The sequence below is a fragment of the Pseudooceanicola sp. genome, assembly GCF_029213205.1.
Classification (GTDB): domain Bacteria; phylum Pseudomonadota; class Alphaproteobacteria; order Rhodobacterales; family Rhodobacteraceae; genus Pseudooceanicola.
Genome location: NZ_JARGNH010000028.1, coordinates 17,990 through 31,671, shown reverse-complemented (window position 1 = coordinate 31,671; position 13,682 = coordinate 17,990). Strand labels below are relative to the sequence as shown.

Genomic DNA, 13,682 nt, shown 5'->3' with positions numbered 1-13,682 from the left:
AACTCAAACCAGAGCTGTTCAAGAAAATTCCTTACCAGCTTACGGGACGTGACAATTAGGCTCCAGTCGAAAGCCTGCTCGTCGGGCAGATTTTGGATGTAGCCAAGCTCCTGCATCGACTTGCTGCGTTCGATGATGAACTGGGTCTGGTTGCGCTGGTCCACGACAACGGGCTGCTTCTGCGACGCGTTCTGGGCGGCCTCGTAGCTGGTCTTGTAGTAGCTGCCGACCGTGTCCTTCAGTGCCGCTTCCAGATCTGACTCGGTCGCTTGTTGGGCTTGGAACAGCGCCTTGATCACCGCCTTGACCGCATCGGGGTTCTCTTCCAGAAGCGGGGTGCGGACCGCGAGGACGCAGTCGGAGTAACCCGCCCCATAGACATCGGTCCCGTCAGAGAGCACCGAGGCGCCGGGTGTCGCTTCAACCGTCTGGGTGGCGTAGGGCTCGATGTGGCAAATCGCGTCCAGCGCTCCCGAAATGAAGGCCTGAGCCAATTCCGGGGAGGTGTTCATGTAGCGGACGTCGACGTCATTGAAGCTCATGCCCGCCTTCTTCAGCCAGTCATAAGGCAGCACTTCCAACGTATCGGCCTGGAAGGTGCCAAACTTTTTGCCCTTCAGGTCAGCGGGGCTCATGATACCTTCCCTGCCAACGATCACGCAGCCCTCGACGCCGCCACCAGCGACAATCTTCACCGGTGCGCCGGCATCATAGAGGGTCATGAAATTCGAGTAGGGGATCATCGACATATCGACGATTCCGGCGCCAAACAGCGTGGCGATGTCCTGGTTGGATGGGGTGACGACAAAATCAATGTCGACACCGGCGTCGGTGGTCAGGCCGCGTTCCTTGGCGAGGAAGAAGCCGAGGTTGCAGAAACCGGTGCCGTGGGTCGCTTTGATCGTCGTGTTGGCATGCGCCGCCGAAGGCATCAGCAGGCCCGCCAGCGATGAGCTGACGGCGATCGCCGCGCCGGTGCGTCCGCCCGATTTCAGCACGTCGCGCCGCGAGAATGTTTTGTAGAAGTTTCCGTGTCGTTCACACATTTGCTTTACCTCTTTGGTGGTTGCATTTCTGCGGGACATCCCGGCCTTTCGTGTCTCATGTCCCGACCCCGCAAGCCCCGTTGCAGAACAGAGCCAACCGAAGAGATGCACCGCCATGCCTCCCGAAACCGAGACGCATGTGTGGGAGGCATTTCAAACCGTTGTGTAGGATCGAACGCCAGGATTGCGCACAATTCATCGGGAATTGATCACAGTTCGGCAAGCGAAGGCCCCGCCAGCCGAGGTGTAAATTCTGCAGTTGCAAAATTGTGCGCAATTTTTCCGCAGATAATCCGCCCAGTGCCACGATAACCGCCACGATTGAGTCATTCGCGGATCTGATTGGGCCTTTTCGCCGGTTGCAAAAGAAGGGATGACCTCACTGCGATCCTGTTGCGGACAGACCAACGCGTCAGTGCGATCCGCGCCGCATCTTGCCGGAATTCACCCGTCCGTCTCAGTTCCATAGTCGGTCTCCTTTGTTGCAGTGAGTGCTATCAAAGGAGCGGCATCAAACCGCGACAGGCCCAGGTTGCGAAAAAAATTCGCGGCGATCAGGCGGGGGGCACCATCATTTGGTGAATTCCAGCCCTGAGGATTGGCGGCGCGGATCAATGGATGTTTCGGCGTGTTTGCTGCTACTACGCCCGCCAGAGGCGCCGCGCCGAACCACCCCCGTTAGGGGGGCGGGGACGGCGCATTCCCCTGCGCGAGGGGCCCGGCCCGGCGCAACCCGGGCTCAGCTCATTCTGCCGCCTTGAGCACCCCGATCGGTTGGGTGGTCGCCGCAGTTTCATCGTCCCAAATGATCTCGGCGGCTTTCACCCGGCGGGCGGCGCGGCGCAGCGCCCAATCCTCGGCGGCGCGGCTGCCGCGGCCAAAGGACAGCTTCGCCAGCAGCCGGGCGGTCCAGTGCAGATAGGTCACCGCCCAGACGCGCAGCGCCAGCATTGACGGGGTGAACACCAGGGTCAGCACCGTGGCAATGCCAAGACCAAAGACCACCGCCGTTGCCAGCTGCTTCCACCACAGCGCTGTCGGGCTGTCGATCGAATAGCCGCCGTTGAAGAAATCCAGCGACAGGCCCAGCATCATCGGCGCCAGACCGGCCATGGTGGTGATCGTGGTCAACAGCACCGGGCGGATCCGCGCCTCGGCGGTGCGGATGATCGCCTCTATCCGGGGCATATAGGCGGAATATTCCTGATAGGTGTCGATCAGCACGATGTTGTTGTTCACCACGATCCCGGCCAGAGCCACGATTCCGGTGCCGGTCATGATGATCGAAAATGCCTGATCCATCACGATCATGCCGATCAGCACCCCGGCGGTCGACAACACCACCGCCAGCAGCACCAGCGTGGCGTTGTAGAACGAGTTGAACTGCGCCAGCAGGATGATGAACATCAACGCCAGCGCGGCGGCAAAGGCCGACATCAGGAAGTCCTGGCTTTCGGATTGATCCTCCTGATCGCCGGTCCATTCCCATTCGACGCCGGCGGGCAGCTCCACACCGTCGTTCAGCCAGGTGGTGAGGGTCTCGATGCGCTCGGCGGCGGTCAGCGGCACCGATTTGCCCTCGGCGCCTTGCACCTGCATCCCCGCGGCCACCGCCGCCTTGACGTCGAAATAGCGGGTCTGGTCGACGCGCTTGATCTGCGCCAGCTGCGCCACCGGTTTGCGGGTGATGAAATTCGACAGCGGCACCAGCCCGTTGGTGGTGCGCACCCGCAGGGTGTCGAGGGTCGACAGCACCCGGTCTTTCTCCGGCAGTCGCACCCGGATGTCGATTTCCTCGTCCGAGGAGTCGACGCTCATCGTATCCAGCAGCAGCCCACGGGTGACCAGTTGCACCATCGCGCCGACCACCACCACATTGGCGCCGTAGCGCCCGGCCTTTTCGACATCGACGTCGATCTGCCAGTCGATGCCGGGCAGGGGCAGGGTGTCCTCGACCTGGATCAGGCCGGTGGTGGTATCGAATTTCGCCCGCACCTTTTCGGTCGCGGTGACCAGCGCATCCCAATCATTGCCCTTCAGGCGCAGATGCACCGGCTTGGCCGAGGCCGGGCCGCGGTTGGCCGAGAGCACCTCGACCTTGCTGCCGGGCAGCGCTTCCAGCGCCGTGGTCAGCTCGTCGATCACAATATTGCCGTCCAGTTCGGGCTGGTCGCGGCGGTCCTCCCAAGGCACGATTTCCAGCTGGATCTGGCCGATCGTGTCCAGCGGCGGCTGGGCGCCGCCGGTGTTGGTGTTGAGCCCGCCATCGCCGGAAAAGGCAAAGGCGCTGTCGACGCCCGGATGCGCCAGCACCACCTGTTCGGCGGCCTTCACCAGCGCGTCTTTCTGTTTCAACGACAGGTTGCCACGGGCGCGGACATAGACAATCGCCTGTTCCGGCTCGGTGTCGGTAAAGAATTCGACGCCGTTGTTGTTCTCACCGAAATAGGAGAACGTGGTGATCACAAAAGCGCCGACCGCGGCGATGGTGACGATCGGCATGATCGGATTGCCGGCGATCATCTTGATGAACAGGCCAAACAGGGTGCGCTGATGCCCGGCACGAACCTTGGTCCGCCGCCAGGTGATCTGCGCGGCGCCCATGGTGACTGAGGCCAGAACCGCCGCGATCAGGAAAAGCACGATCCCCGGCAGCGCCGCCAGCGGCCCGGTCATCTTGGCCTCGCCGCCGGTCAGATAGCCGGGGTTGATCGTCTGCATCGCGCCGACGAACATCAGCCACAGAACCACCGGCACCAGCGCCGCGCGCACCACCCAGGGCAGTTTGCGGCGCAGCACATCCGAGGCACGGTTGAAATTCCGCGACAGCCGACCGGACACGCCGCCCATCACCGGCAGATAGATCAGCGCCACGATCAGCGAGGCCATCAGCACAAAGATCAGGGTGACCGGCAGCATGCCCATGAATTGCCCGGGCACGCCGGGCCAGAACAGCATCGGCAGAAATGCACAGAGCGTCGTGGCGGTGGACGAGATCACCGGCCAGAACATCCGCTGCGCCGCTTCGACATAAGCATGCATCGGGCCGGATCCTTCCGAGATCCGCCGATCGGCATATTCGACCACCACGATGGCGCCGTCGACCAGCATGCCGACAGCCAGGATCAACCCGAACATCACGATGTTGGAAATCGTGATCCCCATCACCCCGAGCAGCACAAAGCAGAGCAGGAACGAGGTCGGAATCGCAAAGCCGACCAGCAGCGCCGGGCGCGGTCCGAGCGCGGCCAGCACCACCATCATCACCAGCGCGATGGCGGTCAGGACCGACCCTTCGAGCTGTTGCACCATCGAGCCGACAACCCGGCTCTGGTCATTCGAACTGCCGACCTGCACCGCGGCCTTCAATTCGTCGGGCCAGTCGGCCTGGGCTGCTGCGACAACGGTCTTCACCTCGGCGACAGTGTCGATCAGGTTGAAGCCCTTGCGCTTGACGACTTGCAGCGCGACCGTGGGTTCGCCGTTGAACCGGGCGGTGCCGGTGCGGTCCTCAAAGGTCAGCCGGATCTCGGCCAGCTCGCCCAGGGTTACAGTGCGGTCGCCGTTGCGTTTGACCGGCAATTGATAGATGTCGCGCGGTTCGTCGAAACTGGCCGGGATCTTCACCGCAAAGGTGCCGCCGTCGCTTTCAATGGTGCCCGCTGCAATCAGCTGGTTGTTGTTGGTCACCACGCTGATCAGCTCATCCGCGGTCACGTTATAGCTTTCCAGCCGCAGCGGATCGATGATCACCTCGACCATCTCGTCCCGGTTGCCGGCGATCCCGGCCTCCAGCACCGCGTCCAGGCCTTCGACCTTTTCCTGCAACGCCTTGGCGACCTGGGTCATCTTCCGTTCCGGCACCTGGCCGGTCAGGTTGATGATGATGATCGGGAATTCGGAAAAGTTGATCTCGTTCACCGAATATTTGTCAAATCCGGCGGGAAACTTGCTTTCGGCCGTCGACATGGCGTCGCGGACGTCGGCCATGGTCTTGGTCTTGTCCCAGCCGAATTCGAACTCCAGCGCGATCCCGGCATAGCCTTCCGAGGCGGTTGCCGTCATCCGGTCAAGCCCGTCCAGATCGGCCAGTTCGGCCTCCATCGGCTTGACCAGCAGGGTTTCGGAATCGTTGGCAGATATGCCGGGGAAGGGGACCGAGATGAACAGCGCCGGGATTTCGATATCCGGCTCACCCTCTTTTGGCAGGCTGGCATAGGTATAGCCCCCCGCCAGCAGCGACAGGGCGATGAATGCCATGATCATCCGGGCGCGGTCGGCGGCCCATGAGACGAGACCGGTCATTGCGTCGGCTCCTCAAAGGTGGCCAGCACCGGCACCCCGGTCACCACATATTCCTGGCCGATGATGATCACATCCGCGGTCTCGGCCAGCCCGGTCACCCAGACGCCGCGCGGGGTATCGCGCAGCAACCTGACCGGCACGAATTTGGCGGTGTCGTCCGCAGCCACGATCCGCACCCCGAGCGCGCCGTCATCGTCCAGTGTCAACGCCGATTGCGGCAGCAGATGCGCCTGGGCACCGGCCGCTTCGATGCCGATCTCAACGGTCTGGCCGTCGCGGATCAAGAGGCCGGGATTGGGCACTTCGATTTCAACCAGAAAGGTGCGGGTCTGCGGGTCGGCGGATTTCGACAGAAAGCTGACGGTGCCGATGATATCGGCGCCACCGGTCGCCAGCCGCGCCCCGGCGCGGGCGCCCAGCGAGACCCGGTTGACCTGAGTCTCGGGGATATAGGCCACCAGCTTGATCGGATCGAGCTGGATGATCGTGGCGCAGAGCCCGCCGGTTTGCAGCAAGGCGCCGAGTTCGGCGGTGTCAGATTCCAGCAGCCCGGCAAAGGGGGCCATGATCGTCAGCCGCTCGATCTCGCGGGTTGCGGCGGCGACTGACGCCTCGGCCGCCTGGATCGAGGCGCTGACCGTTGCCAGCCCCGATTCCGCCGAGGCAACGGCGGCTTCGGCGGATCGCTCCGCCGCGTTGACCGAAGCGACCCGGGTGTCGCTGGCATAACCGCCCTCGGCCAGTTTCACCGCTGCGTTCTGGTTCAGCTTGGCCTCTTCCAGCCCGGCGCGGGCCTCTTCCACCCGGGCTTTCGCGGTCGGGATCGCGGCGCGCGCCTCGGCCAGGCGGGCCTCGGCCTCGGCCAGCGAGGCCTCACGGGTGCCGGGATCAAGCGCGCAGATCACTTCACCGGCGGTGATGCTGGCGCCTTTGCGCAACGGGTTCGATATCATCCGGCCCGAGGTTTCGGCCCGCAGTTCAACCTGGCGGAAGGCCTGGGTCTCACCGCGCAGCAGCACCGCGCCGTCAACCACCTGTGCGGTCGAATGCAGGGCGATGACCCGCACCGGCTTTGGCCCGGCGTCGGTGGCGTCAGCCTCGGCCGCTTTGGCCTCGGCGGCACCGTCCGTATCAGCGCTGGCGGTTTCGTCCGTGGTGTCGCCGGGCGCAGGCGCCTCGCCCCGGGCGATGGCCACCGCTTCGTCAAAACTGGCGCCATTGGCAAAGGCGATCAGCGCATCACGGTGCAGCACCACGACAAACAGGGTGGCGGCCACGAGGATGGCCGTAAGAACGGGAACCAGTCGCATAAAAAAGCAAGTCCGATGATTTGAGCGCGCGCGCGCGGTGAATTGGGGTGCAAATAGGCGCCAGAGGGCCGGTTGCAAGTGTGGCGATCCGCAATTCTGAACTAATCGGTTCAGAATAGACATTTCTGCAACGTCGTGCAAGGGACCGGCGGTGGCGTCGCAGGCGGCCTGCGGGTATTGGCAGCGGCTGGGCAACGCTGTAAGAGTGGCCGCAAAACAAGGGGTAGGGCGCGTGAGTCAATCCGACAGCTTCATCGAGGAAGTCACCGAAGAGGTCCGCCGTGACCGGCTGTTCGCGATGATGCGGCGCTATGGCTGGATCGCCATTGCTCTGGTGCTGTTGCTGGTTGCCGGTGCGGCCTGGCGTGAATACCAGAAGGCGCAGGATCGCACCGCCGCCGAGGGACTCGGCGATGCGCTGTTGTCGGCGCTGGAACAGAGCGACCCGGGCGCGCGCAGCGCGGCCCTGGCGACCGTGCCCGCCACATCCAACGGACAACAGGCAGTGGTGGCGTTTCTCGCCGCAGCCGAGGCGGCGCAGGCTGGTGACGCCAGCGCCGCAGCCGATCGGCTAGAGGCGGTGGCGGAACTGGCTGATCTGCCACAGGTCTACCGCGACCTGGCCCGGTTCAAGGCGCTGGCGCTGCGGGCCGAGGAGCTGACCCCGCAGGAACGGATTGACGGGTATACCGCCCTGGCGCGCCCGGGGTCCGGGCTGCGGCTGCTGGCCGAGGAACAGATCGCGCTGAGCCTGATCGAAACCGGTGACGCCGAGGCCGCGCTGAGCGCGCTGCGGGCGATTCTGGCGGATGCCGAAGTGACCTCGGGCTTGCGTCAGCGGGCGTCTCAGTTGATGGTTGCACTGGGCGAGGATCCGGCGGCTGGCGATGCCAACACATCGGGCAACGAATAGGCAGGGGGCCGCGACAGATGGCAAAGTCAGGCGAAGTCACCGGCACGCATCGACCGGATCTCTGGGCACGGCGCGGGCTGGGCGCGCTGCTGATCGGCACGCTGGGAGTCCTGGCGGCCTGTGATGAACGCGAGATCATCCTGCCCGGCAAACGCGAAGATCCGCGCTCGGTCCTGCAGACCGAGGCGCTGGAGACCGAGGATCTCAGCAACCGCAACGTGCCGATTTCACTGCCCAAGCCGGTGGTGAATGCCAATTGGCTGCAACGCAGCGGCACCCCGTCGACCCGGGTGACGCATCCGGCGCTGTCCTCGGCGCTGCAACTGGCCTGGGCGGCGCCGATCGGTGCCGGGGACGGGCGCCGCAACCGGATCACCGCCGATCCGGTGGTCAGCGACAGCCGGATATTCACCCTGGATGCCGAGGCGACGGTGACCGCCACCTCGACCGCCGGTCAGACCCTGTGGCAGCGCGATCTGGTTCCGGCCCGGGAAAACGCCCGCGACGCCAGTGGCGGCGGGCTGGCGATGGGCGAGGGCAAACTGTTCGTGACCTCCGGTTTTGGCCTGCTCAGCGCGCTTGATCCGGTCAGCGGCGCGGTGCTCTGGCAACAGGACCTCGACACCCCGGCCAACAGCACCCCGACCTATTACAAGGGCGTGGTCTATCTGGTTGCCGGGGATGCGACCGCCACTGCGGTGGCCGCGGACAATGGCCGGGTGCTGTGGCAACTGCCCTCGGCCACCCGGTTGAACGGGGTGCTGGGCGGTGCCGCGCCGGCGCTGACCGATGATTATGCGATTTTCCCCCATAGCAGTGGCGAGATCGTCGCCGCCTTCCGGCGCGGCGGGGTGCAACGCTGGCAGAGCTTTGTCGCCGGACGCCGCGACGGCATCGCCCGCGCCAACCTGGCCGAGGTCACCGGTGATCCTGTGGTGGTCGGCGACACGATCTATGTCGGCACCCATTCCGGGCGCCTGTCGGCGCTGAGCCTGGGCAATGGCGATATCCTGTGGACCGCACCGGAGGGGCCATTGTCGGCACCGGTGGTGATCGGCGGCTCGCTGTTCATCGTTTCGGACCGCAACGAGGTGCTGCGCCTGGACGCCAAGACCGGCGCGCGGATCTGGGGGGTGGAACTGCCGTTCTTTGTCAAGGATCGCCCGAAACAGCAAAAAAACGTGTTCACCCATTACGGCCCGATTGTTGCGGGTGGTCAGGTGATCGTCGCCTCGAATGACGGGGTCCTGCGCGTGTTCGATCCGCGTTCTGGCGCCTTGACCCGCTCGATCGAGGTGCCCGGTGGCGCCACGGTGAATCCGGTGGTTGCGGGCGGCACGCTTTACGTGGTGTCCAGCAAGGGCCAGCTCCTGGCCTATCGCTAGCTTTTGACCTGGAAGCGGCGGGAGGCCGCGCGCCGCTCGGCTGCGCCGTCGCCCCGCCCGCCATCCCGCCGGCATTCTCCCGCCGCCTGACGCTGCGCTTTCCGGCGCTGCGGCTTTGGTGTATCGGGGCAGTTCCTGATCCTGTGAGTCCCAACGATGTCCTTTACCCTCGCCATTGTCGGCCGCCCGAATGTCGGCAAGTCGACGCTGTTCAACCGGCTGGTCGGCAAGAAGCTGGCGCTGGTCGATGACACCCCCGGCGTCACCCGTGACCTGCGCGAAGGCGAGGCGCGGCTCGGCGATTTGCGCTTTACCGTGATCGACACCGCCGGGCTGGAAGAGGCCACCGATGAAAGCCTGCAGGGGCGGATGCGCAAGCTGACCGAGCGGGCGGTGGATATGGCCGATGTCTGTCTCTTTGTCATCGACGCCCGCGCCGGGGTGACCCCGACAGATGCAATGTTCGCCGAGATTCTGCGCAAACGCTCGGCACGGGTGATCGTCGCCGCCAACAAGGCCGAAGGCAGCGCCGCCGAAGCCGGGGTGCTTGAGGCCTATGGGCTGGGCCTTGGTGAACCGATCCGCCTGTCCGCCGAACACGGCGAGGGGATGAGCGATCTGTTCTCGATCCTGATGCCGATCTCCGACAGTTTCGCCGAAAAGGCCGCCGAGGCGGAAACCCTGGCCCCGGCCACCGATGTCACGTTGAGCGAGGAAGAGGCCGAAGCCGGGACCGAATCCGAAGACTGGCACCCGACCGAAAAACGCCCCTTGCAGGTCGCGGTTGTCGGTCGCCCGAATGCAGGCAAATCCACCCTGATCAACCGGATCCTGGGCGAGGATCGGCTGCTGACCGGCCCCGAGGCCGGGATCACCCGCGATTCGATCTCGATCCCGCTGTCCTGGGACGGGGTGCCGGTGCGCCTGTTCGACACTGCCGGGATGCGCAAACGCGCCAAGGTTCAGGGCAAGCTGGAAAAACTATCGGTCTCTGACGGGTTGCGGGCGGTGAAATTCGCCGAGGTCGTGGTGGTGCTGCTGGATGCGGCGATCCCGTTCGAACAACAGGATCTGCGGATCGCCGACCTGGCCGAGCGTGAGGGCCGCGCGGTGGTGGTGGCGGTCAACAAATGGGATCTGGAAGAGGACAAGCAGGCCAAGCTTGCTGGTCTGAAAGAGGCGTTCAACCGGTTGCTGCCGCAATTGCGCGGTGCGCCGCTGGTGACCGTTTCGGCCAAGACCGGGCGCGGGCTCGACCGGCTGCAGGCGGCGATCATCCGCGCCCATACAGTGTGGAACCGGCGGGTGTCGACCGGCCAGCTGAACCGCTGGCTGGCGGGCATGCTTGAGGCGCATCCACCGCCCGCCCCGCAGGGCAAGCGGATCAAGATGCGCTATATGACCCAGGCCAAGACCCGGCCGCCGGGCTTTGTGGTGATGTGCTCGCATCCCGACAAGGTGCCGGAAAGCTACAGCCGCTATCTGGTGAACGGTCTGCGCGACGGGTTTGACATGCCGGGCACCCCGATCCGCCTCTATCTGCGCGGCCAGAACGACCAGAACCCGTTCAAGGGCCGCAAAAAGGCGATGCCGTCGCGGCTGCGCAAGCATCTGGGCAAAACCCCGACCGACAAACCCAGCCGCAGATGAGCGTCGCCGCCCGATCCCGAGTCGCCGAGCGCGGGGCACGGCGATGATCGACAAGCTGGAAATGCTGATCGCCCTGGCACGCGAAGAGCATTTCGGTCGCGCGGCGCAGAGCCTCGGCATTGCCCAGCCGACCCTGTCGGCGGGGATCAAGCAGCTGGAAACCCAGCTCGGTGTGCAATTGGTCTGGCGCGGATCGCGCTATGGCGGCCTGACCCCCGAGGGGCAGAGCGCGCTGGACTGGGCCCGGCGAATCGTCGGCGACGCCCGCACCCTGCGCGAGGAAATGCGCGCGGTGCATCGCGGCCTCACCGGCAGGCTGCGGATCGCCGCGATCCCCACTGCGCTGACCGTCGCGGCACGGCTGACGGCGGCTTTCTGCACCAGGCATCCGAAGGTGCGGGTGTCGGTGCTGTCGCGCTCTTCGGTGGAAATCCTGCAGATGATCGAAAACCTGGAAGCCGATGCCGGGATCACCTATCTCGACAACGAACCGTTGGGCCGGGTGGTGACGGTGCCGCTCTATCGTGAAGAATACCATCTGGTCTGCCCGGAAACCTCACCTCTGGCACAGCGTGAGCTGCTGGAATGGGCCGATCTGGCGGGCGAGCCGCTGGCGTTGCTGACCCCGGACATGCAGAACCGCCGGATCGTCAACCAGATGCTGTTCGAGGCCGGGGTTGCCCCGACGGTGCGGGTGGAATCGAATTCCACCGTGGTGCTGATCAGCCATGTCGTCGATGGCGGCTGGTCGACCATCCTGCCGCGTGAGCTGGCCGGGTTCCTGGTCGGCGGGCGGGCCCTGTGCAGCGTGCCGATCCGGCAGGGCCGGGTGCCGCATGCCGTCGGGCTGATCGCGCCCTGGAGAGAGCCGCATACGCCGGTGCTCGAGGCGCTGATCGAGGCCGGGAAGGCATTGTCCAGCGATAGCTAATTCCTATCGCTTCACGGGAATACGATATTGATTTCCCATGTGATGGCGCGCAGAACAGTCGAATGGATCACCGCCAGGAAGATTGTCATGACAGATACCGCGATCCGCGCCACCGATATCGATCCGATCCTCGCTGATCACATTGCGCGCCCCGGTCCGCTGTTGCCGATCCTGCATGCGGTCCAGCAGGCTTTTGGCTTCATTCCCGAAATCGCGATCACCCGGATCGCCGAGGCGTTGAACCTGGGCCGGGCCGAGGTGCATGGCGTGGTCAGCTTTTACCATGATTTCCGCAGCACGCCGGGCAGCGCCCATGTGCTGCGGATCTGCCGCGCCGAGGCCTGTCAGGCGCAAGGCGCGGTGGCGCTCGAGGAGTTCGCCAGGGCACGCCTTGACGCCGGGTCCGACGGACAGGCCGCGGCAGAGGGAATGGCTGTCGAGGCGGTCTATTGCCTTGGCCTCTGCGCCTGCGGCCCGGCGGTGCAACTCGACGGCGTGCTGCACGGGCGGGTCGATTCCGCACGGCTGGACCGCCTGTTGGCCGAGCTCGGGCGATGAGGGTCTATGTCCCCGGCGACGCCGCCGCCCGCGCCCTCGGCGCCGATGCGGTGGCCGCGGCAATCGCAGCCGAGGCGGCCGCGCGCGGCGAAACGGTCGAGATCGTCCGCAACGGCAGCCGTGGGATGATCTGGCTGGAACCGCTGGTCGAGGTGGAAACCGAGGCCGGGCGCACCGGCTTTGGCCCGGTCGCCGCCCCGGATGTGCCTGGCCTGTTTGCCTGCGATTTCAACGGTGGTCCGCTGGCCCTCGGCCCTGTCGAAGACATCCCGTTCTTTGCCCGCCAGACCCGGCTGACCTTTGCCCGCTGTGGGTTGATCGACCCGCTGTCGCTGGCCGAATATGAGGCGCAGGGCGGCCTCACCGGTTTGCGCCGGGCGCTGACGATGAGCGCGGCCGATATCGTCACCGAAATCACCGAAAGCGGGCTGCGTGGTCGCGGCGGCGCCGGATTCCCGACCGGGATCAAGTGGAACACGGTGCGCCAGGCCGAGGCGGCGCAGAAATATGTCGTCTGCAACGCCGATGAGGGCGACAGCGGCAATTTTGCCGACCGGATGCTGATCGAAGGCGATCCGTTCTGCCTGATCGAGGGCATGATGATTGCCGGACTGGCCACTGGCGCCGACACCGGATTCGTCTATCTGCGCTCGGAATACCCGGATGCGATCCGGGTGCTGCAACGGGCGGTGGCCCTGGCGCGCGATGCGGGGCTGCTCGGCACCGATGTGCTCGGCTCCGGGCGCGCCTTTGAAATCGACATCCGGATTGGCGCCGGGGCTTATGTCTGTGGCGAGGAAACCGCGCTGCTAAATTCGCTTGAGGGCAAGCGCGGCGTGGTGCGGGCCAAGCCGCCGCTGCCGGCGCTGCAGGGCGCCTTTGGCCAGCCCACCGTGATCAATAACGTCATCACCCTGGCGACGGTGCCGGTGATCCTGGATCGGGGCGCCGCTTTTTACCGCGATTTCGGCCTTGGCCGTTCGCGCGGCACCATCCCGGTGCAGGTCGCGGGCAATGTCAAGCAGGGCGGGCTGTTTGAAATCGGCTTTGGCCTGCCGCTGGGCGAGTTGGTGACTCAGATCGGCGGTGGCACCGCCTCGGGCCGACCGGTCAAGGCAGTGCAGGTCGGCGGCCCGCTTGGCGCCTATTTCGCGCCGGATCAATTCGATATCACCCTCGGTTACGAGGAATTCGACGGCGCTGGCGGGCTGATCGGCCATGCCGGGCTGGTGGTCTTTGACGACAGCGCGGATATGGGTGCGCTGGCGCGATTTGCGATGGAGTTCTGCGCCATCGAAAGCTGTGGCAAATGCACCCCCTGCCGGATCGGCGCGCAGCGCGGGGTGGAAACCATCGATCGGATCCGGGCGGGCGACAGCGCCGCCATCCCGCTTCTGACCGACCTTTGCGACACGATGAAAAACGGCTCGCTCTGCGCGCTTGGCGGTTTCACCCCCTATCCGGTGCTCTCGGCCCTGCGCATCGCGCCCGAGGATTTCACCCGAACCGATGAGGCGGCAGAATGACCCAGGTCGCCCGTCATCCGCCGCGCCGCCTGCGCTTCATCTTGCCAGAAATATTCCG

Annotated in this window: 10 protein-coding genes; 6 read left to right on the top strand and 4 right to left on the bottom strand. The window is 65.2% G+C overall.

From position 1 onward, the window contains the following. The 4 genes from P1U48_RS15870 to P1U48_RS15855 all read right to left on the bottom strand — a co-directional run. Nucleotides 1-1,163 (bottom strand): ABC transporter substrate-binding protein (locus P1U48_RS15870; RefSeq protein WP_301070160.1); only part of this gene is annotated, 1,163 nt, incomplete at its 3' end. 327 nt (nt 1,164-1,490) lie between these two features. Beyond that, nucleotides 1,491-1,661: a hypothetical protein gene (locus tag P1U48_RS15865; protein ID WP_301070159.1), complete on the bottom strand. Its 171-nt coding sequence runs from the start codon at nt 1,659-1,661 to the stop codon at nt 1,491-1,493. Nucleotides 1,662-1,790: 129 nt separating this feature from the next. Beyond that, nucleotides 1,791-5,351: an efflux RND transporter permease subunit gene (locus P1U48_RS15860; RefSeq protein WP_301070158.1), complete on the bottom strand. Its 3,561-nt coding sequence runs from the start codon at nt 5,349-5,351 to the stop codon at nt 1,791-1,793. After that, nucleotides 5,348-6,661, bottom strand: a complete 1,314-nt coding sequence (locus P1U48_RS15855; RefSeq protein WP_301070157.1) for an efflux RND transporter periplasmic adaptor subunit — start codon at nt 6,659-6,661, stop codon at nt 5,348-5,350. Before P1U48_RS15855 ends, P1U48_RS15860 begins: the two co-directional genes overlap by 4 nt. A 232-nt stretch (nt 6,662-6,893) precedes the next feature. Here P1U48_RS15855 and P1U48_RS15850 point away from each other — a divergent pair, with 232 nt between their 5' ends. The 6 genes from P1U48_RS15850 to P1U48_RS15825 all read left to right on the top strand — a co-directional run bounded on the left by P1U48_RS15850 (nt 6,894) and on the right by P1U48_RS15825 (nt 13,624). After that, nucleotides 6,894-7,574, top strand: coding sequence for a tetratricopeptide repeat protein (locus P1U48_RS15850; protein WP_301070156.1), 681 nt, complete (start codon nt 6,894-6,896; stop codon nt 7,572-7,574). A 17-nt stretch (nt 7,575-7,591) separates the two neighbouring features. Beyond that, nucleotides 7,592-8,959: a PQQ-like beta-propeller repeat protein gene (locus P1U48_RS15845; protein WP_301070155.1), complete on the top strand. Its 1,368-nt coding sequence runs from the start codon at nt 7,592-7,594 to the stop codon at nt 8,957-8,959. 156 nt (nt 8,960-9,115) lie between these two features. Next, nucleotides 9,116-10,609 (top strand): ribosome biogenesis GTPase Der, encoded by a 1,494-nt coding sequence (der, locus tag P1U48_RS15840; protein ID WP_301070154.1) that lies wholly within the window; start codon nt 9,116-9,118, stop codon nt 10,607-10,609. Between the two features lie 43 nt (nt 10,610-10,652). Further along, on the top strand, nt 10,653-11,540 hold the full coding sequence (locus P1U48_RS15835; RefSeq protein ID WP_301070153.1) for a LysR family transcriptional regulator: 888 nt from the start codon (nt 10,653-10,655) through the stop codon (nt 11,538-11,540). Nucleotides 11,541-11,627: 87 nt separating this feature from the next. Then, nucleotides 11,628-12,098 carry a formate dehydrogenase subunit gamma gene (locus tag P1U48_RS15830; RefSeq protein WP_301070152.1) on the top strand — a complete coding sequence of 157 codons (471 nt, stop codon included), beginning with the start codon at nt 11,628-11,630 and terminating at the stop codon, nt 12,096-12,098. Further along, nucleotides 12,095-13,624, top strand: a complete 1,530-nt coding sequence (locus P1U48_RS15825) for an NADH-ubiquinone oxidoreductase-F iron-sulfur binding region domain-containing protein (protein WP_301070151.1) — start codon at nt 12,095-12,097, stop codon at nt 13,622-13,624. Before P1U48_RS15830 ends, P1U48_RS15825 begins: the two co-directional genes overlap by 4 nt. Nucleotides 13,625-13,682 lie beyond the last annotated feature (58 nt).

Excerpts from the sequence above, each read along its gene's own strand:
- P1U48_RS15845 (WP_301070155.1), top strand. The coding sequence starts at position 7,592 with ATGGCAAAGTCAGGCGAAGTCACCGGCACGCATCGACCGGATCTCTGG.
- der (WP_301070154.1), top strand. The coding sequence starts at position 9,116 with ATGTCCTTTACCCTCGCCATTGTCGGCCGCCCGAATGTCGGCAAGTCG.
- P1U48_RS15830 (WP_301070152.1), top strand. The coding sequence starts at position 11,628 with ATGACAGATACCGCGATCCGCGCCACCGATATCGATCCGATCCTCGCT.
- P1U48_RS15860 (WP_301070158.1), bottom strand. The coding sequence starts at position 5,351 with ATGACCGGTCTCGTCTCATGGGCCGCCGACCGCGCCCGGATGATCATG.
- P1U48_RS15825 (WP_301070151.1), top strand. The coding sequence starts at position 12,095 with ATGAGGGTCTATGTCCCCGGCGACGCCGCCGCCCGCGCCCTCGGCGCC.
- P1U48_RS15835 (WP_301070153.1), top strand. The coding sequence starts at position 10,653 with ATGATCGACAAGCTGGAAATGCTGATCGCCCTGGCACGCGAAGAGCAT.
- P1U48_RS15855 (WP_301070157.1), bottom strand. The coding sequence starts at position 6,661 with ATGCGACTGGTTCCCGTTCTTACGGCCATCCTCGTGGCCGCCACCCTG.